The following is a 17,435-nucleotide window of genomic DNA, read 5'->3' as shown; positions in this document are numbered from 1 at the left end:
TCATAAAAAACTCAGTCATAAAAAGCTGAATAATAAATTAATGGCTACCTATCAGTATTTGCTGGTCAGCATTGATTTTAGTCAGCTCTAAATTCTGAATAAAGCGCCCTTCGACATCGGTAATGGTGATTTGCCAATCATCGATAACCACGCTTTCACCTTCCAAATCACCAACGTAACCGAGCGCCTGCATGACCAAACCGCCCATGGTATCGACATCGGTATCATCGAAGTGACTACCTAGCTCATCATTACAGTCTTCAATCACCGTCGACGCTTGCACGCGCCAGGTATTTGGCTTTTCAGGGTCGGCAACAATATTATTGATATCACTGTCTTCATCGAAATCATCATGCTCATCGACGATATCACCAACGATTTCCTCAAGTAAGTCTTCCATGGTTACCACACCGCCAAAGTTACCAAACTCATCGACGACAATCGCCATATGCACTTGGGTACGCTGCAATGAGCGTAACAAAGTATCAGAACGCGCGGTTTCACTGATATAGAGTGGCTGACGGACAAGGTCTCTAAGACGTTTGCTGTCGATTTTGTCTTCTTGGTCGCGCACCATATGCACGAGGATAGGAATCAAATCTTTTGCCAATAAAATACCGATAACAGCGTCGTCGTCTTGGCTATCAAATACCGGATAGCGCGAGTGCGTGGTCTCAAGAATGATGTCCATTACTTCAGCAAGACTGGTACTTTCATGCAGCCCAACCACTTGCGGGCGCGGGGTCATAATTTCGCGAACTTGGGTCGCAGGCAGGTCGAGCACGCCTTCTAGCATATCGACGGTATCAGGCTCTAAGAATTGACGCGAGTCCTGTACCAAACGAATCAGTTCATCACGGGTTTCGGGGGCGGTCGATAGCCAGCGTTTTAAGCCGCGCATCGACCAACTACTCGGGCTGGGAGTGTCGTCAGACATGGTGATGTGATTTAACCTCTTTAGTTAATAGAATGAGTTAATAGCAATTGTGAATGTCATGTAAAATCATAAAAAATGTAGATGGGGATTAAAGTAATAAATAAAACCGGCCATTTATCATTAGATGATTAAATAATAAATATAAATAGACCAGCTTAATGTGTCTCACTTTATCGCAAGGCTTGCTGACATTCAACGACAAATTCACTCAAATTGTATTGTCAGTGTGTTATAAACTTTGCTATGGTCAAAGCCTTTATTTATCAATAACAAACACTATGTCCCTACGCGCGTTTTTCTCTCGCCTGCTCACGCCCATCTCAAATAGCCATCGCTCAGAGAATGGCGCCGCTCATGGTCGCCAGCAAAAGCGGACATGGCGATATTACCTTGTGCAGTTTTTGATCGTTACTACCCTGCTGCTATCCGCTATTTGGCTATTGATGGCGCTTTGGTATCAGTTTGGGATGCGCGCGCTTATCACGTGGTTGGCAACTATCGTGATTGTCGGCGTACTGATAGCCTTGCTTAGTAGCCGTTATTGGCCAAAAACTGCTAAACAATTGAATAACCAGCAAGCGACTAGTCAATCAATTACTAAGGCAAAAACAAGCACAAACACAAATAAAAAATCAGCAAGCAAATGGCTAATGGGGTTATATGCCGCTATTTGGTTTGTCGGTCTTGGCTGGTTTTTCTCTATTGAGCCTGAGCAAGATCGCGATTGGATGCCTGAAGTCAGTGAGCGAGTCACGTATGAGCGTGATGGCAATAATCCTAATTTGGTTACTTTCACCAATGTACGTAACTTTGATTGGCATACGGATCAGGAAGCGACCGAACATTGGGACACACGCACCATTGATATGTCTAAATTATCTGGCGTCGATGTCACCAACTCCTATTGGATGGGACCGCTGATTGCTCATACCTTGGTCAGTTTCCGCTTCGAAAATGATAGACCGCTTGCCTTCTCATTTGAGATTCGTAAAGAAAATGGCGAATCGTTTTCGGCATTGGCAGGGTTTTTTAGACGTTTTGAATTAAGCCTGATTGCCGCAGAGGAGCGCGATATTATTTACACGCGTACCAATGCGCGTGGCGAACAAGTTTATTTGTTTCCGGTCAGCAATCTACAGCAGCATGAGGTCAAGTCATTATTTGAATCTTACTTAACCGCCGCCGATGAATTGAATGCCAAGCCAGCTTGGTATAACACCTTGATTAGCAACTGTACCAATATCATTTTTTATATGGCGCGTATTGTCAGTGGTGACCGTCTGCCATGGGATTACCGGATTTGGGTATCTGGTTGGCTGCCAAACTATTTATACGATGTCGGCATGCTCGACGCCAATCCTGAAAAAGACGGTCAGCCTTGGTCAATGGATACTTGGTACGAGCGTACCCATATCAACGCCAAGGTTCGCGGCTTTGATAATCAGGCTAACTTAGAATCTGACATTAACAGTCGCGAAAACAGCCGCCAGTTCTCTGAGCAAATTCGGCAAGGTATCCCTGTGCCGCCATTAGCTGATTCGCAAACGGATGCCGAAGCAAGTGCTAAATTAGCGGCTGATGCTAAGGATTAACCCAATTTACCACCCGCGTTTCCATCTCTTCATCAGACATACCAATCTCGGAAACACAGCGCCCTGCTACGCCAACATTGGCAGCGCGCATTTGCTGCTGGGTTGCCACCGCATCTTGGGTTAATAACAAATGCCAACTTGGCAAACCTTGTCCTTTATACAAGCGCTTATAAGCGCAGTGCGACGGTAGCCACATCATCTGCGGCAAATTCTCCATAGTCAGTTGAATACAATCGGGCACATGTTCTTGGCGCGTGTCATAGTGCTGACAATAGCCCGTCGCACAATCCATCAGCTGGCAAGTCACATCGGTATATTCGACCATTTCTGCTTCATGACTATTGTCATCGTCGCTAACGTGCTCATCGTCGATATACTTAATGAGACAGCAACTGCCGCAGCCATCACACAAGGCTTCCCATTCGCTATGGTTTAATTCTGACAGCGCAAAACGTGACCAAAACTGCGGGCGCAATGTTTCAGTCGATTTATTGTCGCTGTCCTCGTCATTGGCATTGTCGCTGCTAGTATTGCTAGCGGGAAATAGGCTCACGATTGGCTTTAGCCCTGAGCTTATTCCTGTATTTGAATCAGCTTTGTTCTGCGAGGCTGAATCAGAATCTAAGTTGGCAGAAGATTGATTTAACAAGTTGATAGTCATAGCGTTGTAGTCGATTTTTTATAAAGAGACATTTTGATAAAGAGCGTTACAGTATTATAGCTGTTTTTGCTCAACTTGGGCGTTAAGGTAGTACGAGTAAGCAAAAGGATTGCGCTAGCATACGCATTATTCATATTTATAGAACAACACTCATAACATAAAAAAGGACAATAATATGTCAATTAAGACCTTTGAATTAATCAGTACCACTGAAAATAACGTCCAACTGATCAGCTATGTGGCGCTGCCAGAATCGGCCTCAGATGATAATCCGGTAGCTGGGATTTTGGTCGCGCCAGAATGGTGGGGCGTGGTCGATCACCCAAAATCGGTGGTTGAGCGTTTGGCAGAAGCAGGCTATGCTGCCGTGGCGATGGACGTTTACGGTGAAGGCAAACTGACCACTGATGCGGCCATGGCAAACATGTGGATGACACAAGTACTTGAAGATCAAGACATGCTGATGGATCGCTGTCGTTTAATCCTCAATGATTTTGGTGACCAATTGGCCGTTAATCGCGATAACTTGGCAGCGATTGGGTTTTGCTTTGGCGGTAAAGTCGTCCTCGATATGGCGCGTGAAGGCATGCCATTAAAAGCAGTCGCCACCTTCCATGGCAACCCATCAGCAAAACAGCCAGCAGACAAAAACTTTAAAGCTAAAGTGTTGGTCGCTCATGGCCGTGATGATTCAATGGTGTCGATGGATGCCATCGAAGGTCTGAAATCAGAGTTAGATGCTGCCGATGTCGACTACACTATCGATGTCTATGATAACGCTAAGCATGGCTTTACCAATCCGCATGCTGATGAACGCGCTGCCAAAAATGGTGTCGACCTTGGCTATAATGAAGCCGCGGCTAAGCAAAGCTGGGAGAATATGCTTGAGTTTATGAAAAGCAACTTGGCATAAATCTCTGCAAAAAACGCCTTATAAAAGGTAGTTAAAAAAGGGCCGCTTATCTATTAAGCGGCCCTTTTTATTTATCTAATCGATTTTATGTTTATGACTTATCTTGTACTTCTGATTAAATCGCGTCATTATCGCTTTATTATCAAGTGGATTGAGTGACGAGGATGCTATATCTATTAATGAGCCCGTTGGGTTGGCTGGCTTTTATTGTTCTATTAATCGTGGTTGTGGTGCTATATACCAAGATTAATCGGCAAATTGAGCAGTTGCGCCATGATATGACGGCGCTACAAGCTGAGCTTGAGCAGCTTGCAGATAGCGTGAATACAGCAAAGCCCTCGCACGCTGCGTATATACATCCTACTCAAGAGAGCCGGTCTGAATCAGTAGACTCATTAACACAGCCAGCAGCAGAATTGGCTACCTCCGCTGTTCTCATTCCCGATGCTACTTTTATTCCTAATGTCGAATCTACAAAAAATCAGCATTTAGAAACAACACCTCCAGAGCTGCCGATATTATCAAAGTCACCACAATCGCCCTCACCGCCACAATCGAAAATCCCACAAAACACCACCGCAACCATAGAGCCAGACGAACGCTCCTTGCCTATCGTCACCTCACTGATTCACTCTATACAAAATTGGTTTTTTGGCGGTAATTTAGTGGTGCGCGTTGGGGTATTGGTATTGCTCGTCGGCGTGGTGTTATTGCTACGCTTATTAAGCGATTATATCGAAATCCCTATTACCGTGAAGCTCATTGGCATTGGTATTATTGGCTTAGGACTTGCGGCGCTGGGATTAAAATTAGCAAAAAACCGTTTTGCTTATGGTATTACCCTGCAAGGAGCAGGTTTAGCGATTGCTTATTTAACCACTTTTTTTGCCTATAGCGTCTATCACGTGCTCTCAAGTGTGCCGAGCTTTATGGGACTTGGTATCTTGTCAGCCATCACCATTGGCTTAGCTGTGCGTCAAAATGCCTTACCGTTGGCATTGTTAGCGCTTTCTGGCGGCTTCTTTGCCCCTATTTTGACCAGTAGCGATATTGGTAATTTGGTGGCTTTATTTAGTTATTACTTATTATTAAACGTTACCATTGCCATTATCGCCCATTACCGCACTTGGAAAATGCTCAATCTACTCGGCGTGATGGTTACTTTTGGACTAGCCTATTATTGGGGTGTGACTGAAAACTTAAGTGCTGTTATTGAGGCGCAGCGCTGGTCATTGGTATTACTAGTCGCGCTGCATGTACTACTATATTTATTTGTCGTCATTCGCTACGCGCAACAAATTATCGCTTATAACACGCTTAATGAAGCAAGTTTTGCTGATATAGATATTGCCGATACCGTAGATACTTTTAATAGTACAAGCAACGTCAACCACATGGATAAGGTTCATCTAGGAAACAATAGCTATGTATTTCCTATTGATACCGGTTTACTGTTTTCCGTACCGATACTAGCCTTTGGTTTATTTGCTGCGCTGTTAGACGCTGTTCCTAACGCGTTAACCATTACCAGTGCTGTTTTAGCGGCAATTTATTTGGGCATTGGCTGGGTGTTTGTCCAGCGTAGTCAGCGTTATGCCTTAATTACTGAGGGCATGCTAGCGTTAGGGTTTGGCTTTTTAGCGTTGGTCATCCCACTGGCATTCGATGCTGAATGGATTGCCTTTGGCTGGTCGGTACAAGGGCTGGCGCTGGTATGGTTTGGACGGCGCTCGCTACGTGCATGGTCAGTATTGTTTGGATTGTTATTACAGCTACTCAGTATCGCCATGCTGATGATAAACGTGGTCTTTACGATCAAAGATTATCCAACGCTGGCATTGACGATTTCAGCTCTTAGCTATCTAGCAACGATGTTTATCTTACGCGCCAGTAACTCGCCTGCCGTTTTAGATGACAGTCTAAATGCCGTTTCACAGCAGCATATGACGTCTGATTTACCATCTTCAATCACCGACATAACAGCAAATGTCGCTCAGTCGCTAGGTATCAGTAGCCAAGCCGCTCAGCAATGGCTTACCAGTATCAATAGCCAAAGTATGGCGTTTAACCTGATGTGGCGCAGTCCGGTTTTGAGTCGTTTTTTGACCTTTATCGCAATGGTTTGGCTGCTGTATGTATTGGTCATCGATTTTGACCAATGGCTTACCAGCTGGCAATTAGCAATAACGGCACTGCTAGGGTTGGCGATGATAACCAGCCTAGTTATTTATCAAGCAATTAATCATTATCATTCGTGGCGTGAGATTAGGCAGTTTAGCCATGGCTTGCTGCTGCTATTTTATGCCATGTTACTGTTTCAACTGCCGCAAAAATATGAATTTAATTATCAATGGACAACCTTTCGTTGGCCGATATTTATCGCGCTACTCATAGGCTGGTTGGTCGTTGGGCAATTGTGGTTAAAAACATGGCATAAAGAAGCGGAATTAAAAAGTTTTGATAGCGCGAGCTGGCTTGGTGCTGGAATTATCCTGTTGGCAGAAGCCATGCATTATGGCTTGCCCGATTCAAAAGGCGTCATGACTATTTTAGTTCCGGTTGCCTTTATGCTGGCTGGATTATGGTGGACACAGCGTCATGCTATGGTTCAGTACAATGATAAGCAATCAAAAGCAGCTAATTCAGCGCTTGTACCTTATTGGTTTGATTGGCATCAGGCACTGTTAGACAGTGCCAAAATATTTGTACCTATTACCTTAGGCTGGGCCATTTTTACCAACTTTACTGACGATGGCGTCATTTGGCAGCTACCCTATTTCCCCCTATTTAACTTATATGATGTGACGTTATGGCTGGTGGTTTTTTACAGCTTGGGTGTTTATTTGCTCCGTCAGCCACATGGCATGAAATCGAGAAACCTATTAAGCGCCATTCCTAAAAACGATATGCTATTAATTATCTTAGCACTGATTGGCCTTTGGATAGGCTCTAGTATGTTGGTTAGAACGCTGCATGCATTTATCGGTACGCCTTTATGGACTGGCAGTTTATACGACGTTATAGGGGGCGCTTGGAATAGCGAGCAGGTACAGACGGGATTGACCATTTTATGGACGCTCATTGCTTTGGTCGCCACTATTATCGCCAGCCGCTATGGACAGCGAACACTATGGTTTATGGGCATTGGACTGTTGGGCGTTGTCGTGCTAAAACTGGTAATTGTCGATTTATCACAGACCGAGGCAATTTGGCGGGTGATTTCCTTCCTTGGCGCGGGTAGCTTAATATTAGTCATTGGTTATTTAGCACCATTACCACCAGCGCGCGAGGATTTAACAGACGAGTCTGCAGGATAGTCTGCTCTGAGCGTTACATGAAATTGTAACGTGATAACTTGATAACGTTGGGTGATAGCGCTGGTTGTGTAGTAAACTGGACGCCATTAAAGAGTAAGCAAAGAGTGTCTTACTTTTAGCATTTTTTATAAAAGGTTATAAAAGCAGATGGATAAGAGAGCAAGTATTCAGTGGTTCCCTGGGCATATGAACAAGGCCCGTAACGAAATCAAAGAAATCATGCCGCAGATGGACGTCGTCATTGAAGTGATTGACGCGCGTATTCCTTATAGTAGCGAAAACCCAATGGTCGCGGCATTACGCGGCGAAAAACCGGTCATCAAAATTTTAAATAAAGCCGACCTTGCTGATCCTGAATTGACCAAAGCGTGGATGGAATATCTTGAGCAACAAGATGGCGTTAAAGCTATCGCGTGCGACAATAATAAAGCCGATGACGTCAAGCGTATCATTGCGCTATGTAAAAAAATGGTGCCCAATAAAGTCGGCACCGGTCGCCAAATCAAAGCCATGATTATGGGTATTCCAAACGTTGGTAAATCGACCTTGATTAATACCTTAGCAGGCCGCGCCGTGGCAAGAACCGGCGACGAGCCTGCCGTCACTAAGTCGCAGCAGCTGATTAAGCTTGACGATGACATTATGCTCTATGATACCCCCGGTATGCTATGGCCAAAGGTTGAAAACGAAAATTCTGGCTATCGTCTAGCAGCGACTGGCGGTATTCGTGATACCGCTTTTGACTTCGCTGATGTGGCCAGTTATACCGCTGAGTATTTGCTGACAGCCTATCCTGAGCTACTAAAAACTCGATATAAAATCGAAGAATTACCCAAGACCGATTGGGAGTTTTTTGAAATAGCTGGACGTAATCGCGGTTGTGTACGCGCGGGCAATCAAGTCGATACTTACCGCATGTCTGAGATTCTGATTAACGAGTTACGTAGTGGCAAGCTTGGCGACATTACGCTCGAGACGCCTGCAATGACGGAAGCTGAAGAGCTGGTCGTCGCCGAACAACGCATCGCTGCAGAAGAGAAAAGAATCGCTAAAGAAGAAGAGAAACGTTTGCGCCGTTTAAAAACGCGGAAGAATCGGAAGTAGGTAGAATATTCTCTATAAGTATATTTGAAGTTCGCTTAGGGTGCGCCTAGCGCACCTGCTATATTTTATTATTTACCTTTAACTTATCTGCAGATTTACTCAAACTTTACTTGGCAAACAAAACGATCAATTATAATTTCATCTTCTGATATTGAAAACGAAGCTCACCCGCTGTTGTCTTGTATCAATCGTATTACACCCCATAAACGTTCTTAATCTCAAATTCATATATCCCTGTTCAATTTACAAGGAATACTCTTGCCTACTCAATTTTCTCAATCATCAACCTCTCTCGACTCCCTCGCCCCACGCCTTCTCGACTGGTTTGCAATTAATGGACGCCACGACTTACCTTGGCAACAGCACCAAACCCATACGCCCAATCCTTATATCGTTTGGCTATCAGAAGTCATGCTACAGCAAACGCAAGTAACGACAGTGCTGCCCTACTTTGCCCGTTTTATGGATAGCTTTCCGACGGTGCAGGATTTAGCCGCAGCAGAATGGGATATGGTGGCGGAGCATTGGGCAGGTCTTGGCTACTATGCGCGCGCGCGTAATTTACATAAAGGCGCGAAGCAATTGGTCGAAGTAATTAATGAGACGGGCGACTTTCCGCAAACCTTAGCCGGTTGGGAGGCGATATCTGGCGTTGGCCCGTCGACCGCTGGCGCAATTATGGCAATGGGGCTACATCGCTATGGTGTCATATGTGACGGCAACGTCAAACGCGTCCTGACACGCTGGGCGGCAATCGATGGCGATATCACTAAATCTGCCACCACTAAAGAGCTGTGGGCATTGGCAGAACGTCTAACGCCTAGAGAAAACTCAGGATTATTTGCGCAAGCGATGATGGATATGGGCGCAACTTTATGCACTCGTAGTAAACCTGCTTGCCTATTATGTCCGCTACAAGATGATTGCTTAGCGCACGCGCAAGGTCGCGAAACCGATTATCCAGTCAAAGCAAAAAAGCAGCCCAAACCCAGTAAGTTTAGTAATGCGTTACTGATTAAAGATGTAGATGGCAATATCTTATGGCTACAGCGCCCTGATAACGGCATTTGGGGCGGGTTGTGGAGTTTACCGCTAGAATTTGTAGAAAAAATTAGCGGCAAAGCTGCTGTTAAAAATACCGACAAGAATATAGATAAGAAAATAAAAGAAGCGACTGTTGAGCAATCTTTAGAAGTAGCTAGTAATGAGAAGGTCTATGAAACAGAATTTACCGTCGCTGAGCAAATTATCAATGAATGGTTAGACAAGAATAAACTAGAAGTAGCATCAATTAATAAAACCTTACTTGATGACGCGCCTATTAAACACTCATTAACCCATTTCCATTGGTATTTAACGCCGCAATCACTGACTTTAAATAATGAGCAAACGGCTGATTTAACCCAAGCATTACAAGCAGCAGAGATTAATATTAACTGGTTAAATGCTGATGATGCACAGGCAACGCTTGGATTACCACGCGCGATGGTTAAGATTTTAGAATAATGAGTGAATGCAACTAAATAACATTTATAAAAAAAAGCGACTCACAATAAATCATGAGTCGCTTTTTTAATTTATAAAGCACTAAAAACTTAAGACAGAACTTAAGACTTCGGTACACGTAAGCGCATCAAGCCTTCTTGTTGTACCGTTGCTACCAATCGACCATCTTGCCAAAACTGCCCATGGTTCAGACCCATGGCATTGGATGTGGTATCACTCCACATGTCGTATAGCAGCCAATTATTTAAGTCAAATTCACGATGAAAATGCATCGAGTGGTCGATACTCGCCGCTTGTAAGCCACTGGTCATAAAGCTTACACCGTGCGACATCAGCCCCGTACCTACTAGGTAGAAGTCGGATGAAAATGCCAATAGTGCTTGCTGAATTGCTATGGGTTGATTGCCCAATTCACGAATACGCAGCCAGTTTGCTTGCTTAGGTTTCATCGGTTCTGGATGAATTGGGTCACGCGGTTTGACCGGCTTAATCTCGACGTGACGACGACGCATAAAGCGCGCTTTAAGCGCATCTGGGACTTTACCGACGTACTCTTCTTTTAAATCCTGCTCGGCAAGCAAATCCTCTGGCGGCGGATAAACGGGCATATCCTCTTGATATTCTAAGCCCTCTTCCATCGGTGAAAACGACGCAATCATCGAAAATATCACTTGCTCAATAGGCGCTTTGCCGCGTACTTCTTTATATTGAATCGCCGTTACTTCACGCGCAGACAGGCTGCGGCCATCACGCAGGCGGCGTACTTTATAAATAACCGGCTGATTGATATCACCACCGCGCAAAAAATAGCCGTGCAGTGAATGACAGGGTTTGTCTTTATCCAGTGTATGCGCCGCTGCCATAATCGCTTGCGCCAGCACTTGCCCACCAAAAATACGACTGCCAACATAGTCGTGGCTTTTACCTTCAAAAACATCAGGGCTGACTTCAATAAGCGCGACAGTAGCCAGCAGCTCATCTATCAGTTGCGGATAATCAGACATGACGATACGTTTCCTTATTTTTATCAATAACGCCAAGCATCTGGGTATAAGCACCTAACGATATTGATCTCGATACCATATGCTTAAGCCAATACGGCGTTTTAATTTAAAATAATATGAAATGGCTTGCAGTAAACTACAAGATAACGCTTAGAGCGCGCAATAAATGACCAGTAAAACGATTGCTAAGAACTCATTATAAAGCGAAAAGCCAATCATCTTAACGAATATTAACGGCTTTGACTAGGCAGTTACCGCGCAATGTTAAGTCTAAAATAACTATCTAGGATAGTGTTAATAAATAAAAAACGAGGTGCCTACTGCCATCTCGTTTTTATATTTGCCAAATTTATGGTTTCACGGCCACGAGCACACGGATAGAGTCTGGTACTAAAGACAGATTACCCAATGCTTGCTCGCCTTGGGCTTTTAGCTGCTCTAAGCGCTCAATCTCTTCTGGGCGGACGTTAGGATTGATGGTTTGCAAATGCTTTAGGCGTTTGATTTCACGCGACCACTGCTGGCTAAAACGCGCACTGGCTTGTTCACCAATCTCCGCTAACTGCTGGCGGGCAATGTCTTCAGCTTCATAATAACGCTGCTCAATCACATCGCCACGTACTTTAATCACTTGGCGGGCGCGGTTTTTATCCAAACGTTCAATATGCGGCATAATCATATCGGCGCTGATACGGGCGGATAAATCACTGCCCTGCTCACTGATAAAGACACGGATATTTTGTGTGGTTAAAGTCGCAGGTAAATTGAGTAATCTTGGCGCAATCGCTTCGACGCGGAAATTCACCTCGAGCAACACCATACCTTGCGGGACGGCAGCACTTTTTAGCATGGCAACGGTGGTATTACCAAAGGTGCTGGTACTTGCCAGCTCATAAATCGCGCGCATCAATGGATGCTCGTGAGTGATAAATTCGATATCTTCACGCTGCAGCGCTTGCTCACGCTCAAAGGTCAAGGTCATACCATCTTCATCGCCAAGTGGCAGACCGTCGATATAATCGCTAATCTCAGTGCTATCAATTGGTGCAATCACCCATGAACCATCACGTTGGATATTGTGGTCGATATTGGCGGAAGCAAAAAAGCGCTCGATAAATTGCGGCAATAGATTATGCCCATCAAAATCACGCATAGCATCAGCGATACGACCAGCAACACGCGGACGGCATGAGTTGTACTCTAAAAGACGATCGCGACCGGCTTGCAACTGCGCCTCAAGATCCAAACGCGTTTGTAGCGCGTCATCAATGATATCTTGCAAAGTGGTGCGGTTAGCGTCGTTATCCGCACCTTCAAGCATCGGCTTTAGGTCTTGGATATACTGCTCTTGCACGCTTTGGGCGGTCGGTGAAATCTGATTAAACATATTTAGCGCGTCGTTATACCACCGATATAGACGCTCTTGCGCCGTACCTTGTACATAAGGAACGTGCAGCATAATCTGCTGCGTTTGCCCGATACGGTCTAGGCGACCGATACGCTGCTCTAAAGTATCTGGATTAGCAGGCAGGTCCCACAATATCAGCTGGCTTGCAAACTGGAAGTTACGACCTTCTGAACCAATCTCTGAACATAATAATATCTGTGCGCCTTCACTATCAGCAAAAAACGCCGCCGCTTGGTCACGCTCAAGCAAGGTCATCTGCTCAGTAAAAATGGCGGTTTTAATACCGGCATGCAGACGCAATACCGCTTCTAAGCTTTCAACCGTCGCCCCACTACGGGCAATCAGCAATACTTTTTTATGCTTAAGCTCACCCTTTAAGATATCAATCAACCACGGCACACGTGGGTCATCTTCTAGCCAGCTACCGTCAGGTTGGTTTTCTTCACCCCAAAGCTGCTCGCGCAATTTACCATTGGTTTGATAGCTATCGACCCATGCTTCAGGTAGCGGCAATGGATACGGCTGGCTGCTACGCCCATAGAAGCCTTTGACGCTTTCACGGGTATTACGGAATAAAATACGTCCCGTACCATGACGGTCAAGGAGTTCATTGAGCGCATAAGTACGCAGTTTTTCATCTTCATTAATGTTTGCTAATTCATCGATACTAATAGTAAGCAGATGACTTAACGCCGCAATTTGACCATCACTTAACGGCTTATCTTCGATTAAGACACTAGCAACCGCTGCGGTTTCAGCAAAGGCTTCTTGACCATCGATAAATTCATCCAAGTCGTCAAAACGATCGGGGTCTAATAAACGCAGACGGGCAAAGTGACTTTGTGCGCCAAGTTGCTCAGGCGTGGCGGTTAATAGCATCACCCCCGGTGTTTCTTCAGCAAAGTCAGCAATCAAGTCATATTTATCATTGCCGCCTTGCGCTTCATCCCAATGCAGGTGATGCGCCTCATCGACGACCAATAAATCAAAACCGGCTTCCATCGCTTGGTCATACAAATCTGGATGGTCGAGCAATAAATCCATACCTGCAATAATACATTGCTCAGTAGCAAAGACGTTTTGCTCAGGGTCGTGCTCTTTAATCGCTGCCGTACGTACCAAATCAAATAAGGCAAAGTTTAGATTAAAACGGCGGCGCAGCTCAATCATCCACTGATATTGCAAACTGTCTGGTACAAGGATTAATACGCGCTCAGCTTTGCCAGTCAATAGCTGCTGATGAATAATCAAACCCGCTTCAATGGTTTTACCCAAACCGACTTCGTCAGCAAGCAAGACACGCGGCGCGATACGTTTGCCAACTTCATGGGCAATATAAAGCTGATGCTCAATAATATCGACGCGCGCGCCCATTAGACCTTTAAGCGGATGACCCGCTAGCGCCGATTGCATACGCAAGATATCTTGACGCAGCTCATACCAATCGCCACGTTCAATACGACCAGCAAGCAGACGCTCAAGCGGCTTGGCAAGCGTGATATTGGCCGCCAAACGGGTTTCCATAATGCCTTTTTCATGCTCATCGACACTGTATTTGAGCACGCCCATCACTTCTTCGACCGCGGTTACGGTATAGGTTTTACCGGCTTGGTCAGAAATGCTATCGCCTTCTTTGAACACCACGCGCGATAACGGCGCAGAGTTTTTTGCATAGACGCGGGTCTCTTCACTTTGTGGAAATAAGATATGTACACAGCGGTCATCAACATCGATGACCACCCCCAAGCCAAGCTCAGACTCCGTATCAGATAGATAACGTTGACCAACGGCAAATTCGGTGCTGTGCAATGAAGCGATAGAGATAGTCATAAGGCGATGTCTTTTGTACTCAGATGATAAGAAAATAGATAGTTAATGAGGCAAGCTACGTTTACTGGCCAAGCTAGCGTTGCTGGCTTGATAGCTCAATGTCATTAATAAGCTGCTGGTCATTGGCGATATCAGCAATGCCCAACTTAAAAGCTAGGTCGATTGATAAAACAGACCATTATATAACGTTAGCGCCTAGATGAGTGCGTTAAGTTGACTTTTCAAGAGCAGATTTTACCAAGATTGCCGCAAAGCCAAGCATAAGTTGGTCTTATAAAACAACAAGATAACGACTCGCAAGTAAACAAAAAATATTGCCATCATATAATTGTTGCTGTATTGTTAAAAAATGCAATAAGTTATTTCTCTATGCGGCTAATTTGGCTAAGTGTTTCTGATTAATCATCTCTGGATAAGTGTCTCTGGCTAACTACCTCTGACTGAAGCTCTACAATATTTAGCTGAGCCATATTAAAATGACTGTCTGCGTTGTCTAAGTTTACCAAGTACCTATTATCTATCATCTATATTTAAGCATTAACGGTATCTAATCCCACTTTTATAGATTCATGGTCATTATAGATTCATGGTCATTATAGATTCATGGTCATTATAGATTCATAGTCGTTATAGATGCTGTCTAAACGCTATAGAGATAGTAGTGCTTATTATAGTCCATTTAGTTATCACTTATAATATTATACATAATTATATTTTATGAGAGTAATGATAACTTTGAGTGTCATATCGCATTAATCCCTTTAATCCCTTTAACAATCTTCTTTGTGCTTCTTATCATCCAAGGACAAACCCCATCATGAGTGCCTCCAAAAAAGTTGGCTTTTTTAACCAAGTCAGTACCCAAGTGACGACCATTCTATTTATCGCTTTTGCGGTCGTACTGGCGGTCGTCGTCTATGTTGTTGATAAAGAAGGCTATGAGAAAATTCGCCTTGAGTCAGCAAAACTGGTCGCCGAGCGTGGTAATACAGCAGTCAATAGTATCTCAGCCGATATCAATCGGGTGATGCGCAGTGCCCTGCTACTGCAACAAAGCGCGCAAACGCTGCCACCACAAGAAGCGATTTTGCAAGCCAGTACCGCCAATGCCTTTGATAAGCGTGATTATAACTTATTAGGTAGTGGCGGCATTTGGCCTGAAAAAGGCGCACTTGGTGTCAATGCTGCAACCCATCCGTTTTTGATGGTACGTCAAAATGGCGATTATCAAGCGGTACTCAGCGACCCAAATCCTGCCAATCCTTATTATCAAGAAGATTGGTTTAGCGTTTTAAAGTTGCTCAAACCTGAAAGCTGTATCTGGAACCATGTCCGCGCCAGCCAAACCAAAGGCGAGCTGGCAATGAGCTGCGGTGTTGCAATCGAGCGTGACAATCAGTTCTGGGGCGCCAGTACCGTTAACTTTACCCTAAACCAGCTACAAGAAAACATCGTGAAGTTAAGCGAAAGCTCGGGCTCAGGTTATATTCTATTGCTGGATAATAGTGATAAAGTTATCGCTTCATCTAACCCTGAACGCTTAAGCTATATTGATGAAAAAACCGGTACGCCGCTTGATATCAAACAAGTTATCAACTCTGACCCTGCTTGGAATCCGGTATTAAACTTCTTGGAAGCTCAGCGTAACGAGACTATCGAGCGCGTTGCAGCTAGCGTATCGCCGCAAGTACAGCAAGTATTGAATACGATTGATAAAGCAGAAACAGGTGATTCCAAAGGTTATTATTTGGTCAACTATGCCGCTTATCTAAATAATAGCGAAAACAAGCAAAACGCGATGGATAGTCGCTTATTGCAGAGCTTTGAGCTAACTAAAGACAACTTCTACAACGGCAGTCAAGCGTATGTGTTTGAGATTCCTGAGACTTATTGGAAGCTGATCGTTGTCCAGCCTGATGCTGAAATTAACGCTATCGCCGATAATCTCAGTGAAAACTTGATTAACTGGATTGCCTTGGCGCTATTAATCACAGCGGGTGTGATTTACTTTATGTTGACTTTCTTAGCCTTTAAACCGCTAAAAGAAACCACTGACAAAATCTCGCAAGCGGAAAAGCTGATTAACGACAAGCAATACAATAAGCTGAGCGAGGTTAAATTCGCTGAAGGTCGCAACGAGATTGGACTGGTGAACGGCTCTATTAATGACCTACTAGACCGTATCCAATCTAACGAAGGTAAGCTTGCCAATATTAACCAGCAGCTAGAGATTAAAGTCGAAGAACGTACCGCTGAGCTGCAAGATACGCTAAAAGAGCTGAAAAACTCACAGCTGCAATTGATTCGTTCAGAAAAAATGGCGACTTTAGGTCAAATGGTTGCTGGTGTTGCCCATGAAGTAAATACACCATTATCTTATGTGCAAAATAACCTTGAAATTATCGGTCAGTTGACTGAGCAATACGAAGAGCTGATTGAACTGGTACAAGGGTTAAAAGCCGTTAAAACTGATGCCGCTGCTGATGGCAAAATTGACAAGCTATTGGCAGATATCGTCCGTGCGTCTGATGAAATCCAAGAAGATGATCTGTCCGCTGAGCTCAAAGAGCTGATTAAAGACTCACTCTTTGGCGTTGAGCAAATTACCGAGATGGTCCTAAATCTACGTAACTTTGCCCGTCTTGATGAATCAAAAGTGAAAACTATCGATGTGCGCGAATGTATCGAAGCCTCATTGAAAATCGCTGGTAACTCTATCAGACATCAAGAAATTGTCACTGATTTTGCGCCGACGCCTGAGGTTAAATGCTCGCCGTCACAGATTAACCAAGTCTTGGTGAACTTGCTCAATAACGCCGCGCAAGCCATGGGAGAAAAACTGGATGGCAAAATCGAAGTGCGGACGCGCTCTGATGACAGCAATGTCTATATCGATGTCAGCGACAACGGCAAAGGTATGAGCACCGACGTGCTTAATCAAATTTTTGAGCCGTTCTTTACCACTAAGGGCGCAGGCGAAGGTACGGGTCTTGGTATGGCCATCAGTCAGCAGATTATGGAACAGCATAATGGCGACATTCAAGCGGTCTCAACCGAAGGCGTTGGCACCACCTTTACCTTAACGCTACCGATTGATAATGATTTAACGGAACAAAGCCTAGCAGCGTAATCGCTAGGTTCTGTCTTATTTTAATTGCTATTT

General features: G+C 44.6%; 10 protein-coding genes. 6 read left to right on the top strand and 4 right to left on the bottom strand.

Going from position 1 to position 17,435, the window contains the following annotated elements; genetic code table 11:
• Positions 1 to 37 precede the first annotated feature (37 nt).
• Positions 38 to 937 (bottom strand): CBS domain-containing protein, encoded by a 900-nt coding sequence (locus PG901_RS12660; RefSeq protein WP_201565149.1) that lies wholly within the window; start codon positions 935 to 937, stop codon positions 38 to 40.
• 278 nt (positions 938 to 1,215) lie between these two features.
• On the opposite strand from PG901_RS12660, the gene PG901_RS12655 reads away from it, so the two are divergent.
• Positions 1,216 to 2,529: an Lnb N-terminal periplasmic domain-containing protein gene (locus tag PG901_RS12655; protein ID WP_271134640.1), complete on the top strand. Its 1,314-nt coding sequence runs from the start codon at positions 1,216 to 1,218 to the stop codon at positions 2,527 to 2,529.
• Here the strand turns inward: PG901_RS12655 and PG901_RS12650 are convergent.
• The gene (locus PG901_RS12650; RefSeq protein ID WP_271134650.1) at positions 2,519 to 3,004 is read right to left on the bottom strand and encodes a YcgN family cysteine cluster protein; all 486 of its coding nucleotides are present in this window, start codon (positions 3,002 to 3,004) and stop codon (positions 2,519 to 2,521) included. The two genes, PG901_RS12655 and PG901_RS12650, sit on opposite strands and share 11 nt — an antisense overlap.
• A gap of 361 nt (positions 3,005 to 3,365) precedes the next feature.
• Here PG901_RS12650 and PG901_RS12645 point away from each other — a divergent pair, with 361 nt between their 5' ends.
• The 4 genes from PG901_RS12645 (at position 3,366) to mutY (ending at position 10,030) form a co-directional block, all read left to right on the top strand.
• On the top strand, positions 3,366 to 4,103 hold the full coding sequence (locus tag PG901_RS12645; protein WP_271134639.1) for a dienelactone hydrolase family protein: 738 nt from the start codon (positions 3,366 to 3,368) through the stop codon (positions 4,101 to 4,103).
• Between the two features lie 164 nt (positions 4,104 to 4,267).
• Positions 4,268 to 7,420: a DUF2339 domain-containing protein gene (locus PG901_RS12640; RefSeq protein ID WP_271134638.1), complete on the top strand. Its 3,153-nt coding sequence runs from the start codon at positions 4,268 to 4,270 to the stop codon at positions 7,418 to 7,420.
• A gap of 147 nt (positions 7,421 to 7,567) precedes the next feature.
• Positions 7,568 to 8,524, top strand: coding sequence for a ribosome biogenesis GTPase YlqF (gene ylqF, locus PG901_RS12635; RefSeq protein WP_271134637.1), 957 nt, complete (start codon positions 7,568 to 7,570; stop codon positions 8,522 to 8,524).
• A 258-nt stretch (positions 8,525 to 8,782) separates the two neighbouring features.
• Positions 8,783 to 10,030, top strand: a complete 1,248-nt coding sequence (gene mutY, locus PG901_RS12630; protein WP_271134636.1) for an A/G-specific adenine glycosylase — start codon at positions 8,783 to 8,785, stop codon at positions 10,028 to 10,030.
• Positions 10,031 to 10,131: 101 nt separating this feature from the next.
• On the opposite strand, the gene PG901_RS12625 is transcribed toward mutY, so the two are convergent.
• Both PG901_RS12625 and rapA read right to left on the bottom strand, forming a co-directional pair.
• Entirely contained in the window at positions 10,132 to 11,034 is a 903-nt protein-coding gene (locus tag PG901_RS12625) for an acyl-CoA thioesterase (protein WP_271134635.1), read from the bottom strand.
• 349 nt (positions 11,035 to 11,383) lie between these two features.
• Positions 11,384 to 14,272 carry an RNA polymerase-associated protein RapA gene (gene rapA / locus PG901_RS12620; protein WP_271134634.1) on the bottom strand — a complete coding sequence of 963 codons (2,889 nt, stop codon included), beginning with the start codon at positions 14,270 to 14,272 and terminating at the stop codon, positions 11,384 to 11,386.
• Positions 14,273 to 15,089: 817 nt separating this feature from the next.
• Here rapA and PG901_RS12615 point away from each other — a divergent pair.
• A complete protein-coding gene (locus PG901_RS12615; RefSeq protein WP_271134633.1) occupies positions 15,090 to 17,402 on the top strand; it encodes a sensor histidine kinase in 2,313 nt (770 codons plus the stop codon).
• Positions 17,403 to 17,435: the final 33 nt, after the last annotated feature.

Origin of the sequence: Psychrobacter sp. ANT_H3, assembly GCF_027919975.1 — a bacterium.
Classification (GTDB): Bacteria; Pseudomonadota; Gammaproteobacteria; order Pseudomonadales; family Moraxellaceae; genus Psychrobacter; species Psychrobacter maritimus.
The sequence above is the reverse complement of the archived record's forward strand: the minus strand, read 5'-3'. Positions and strand labels throughout refer to the sequence as shown.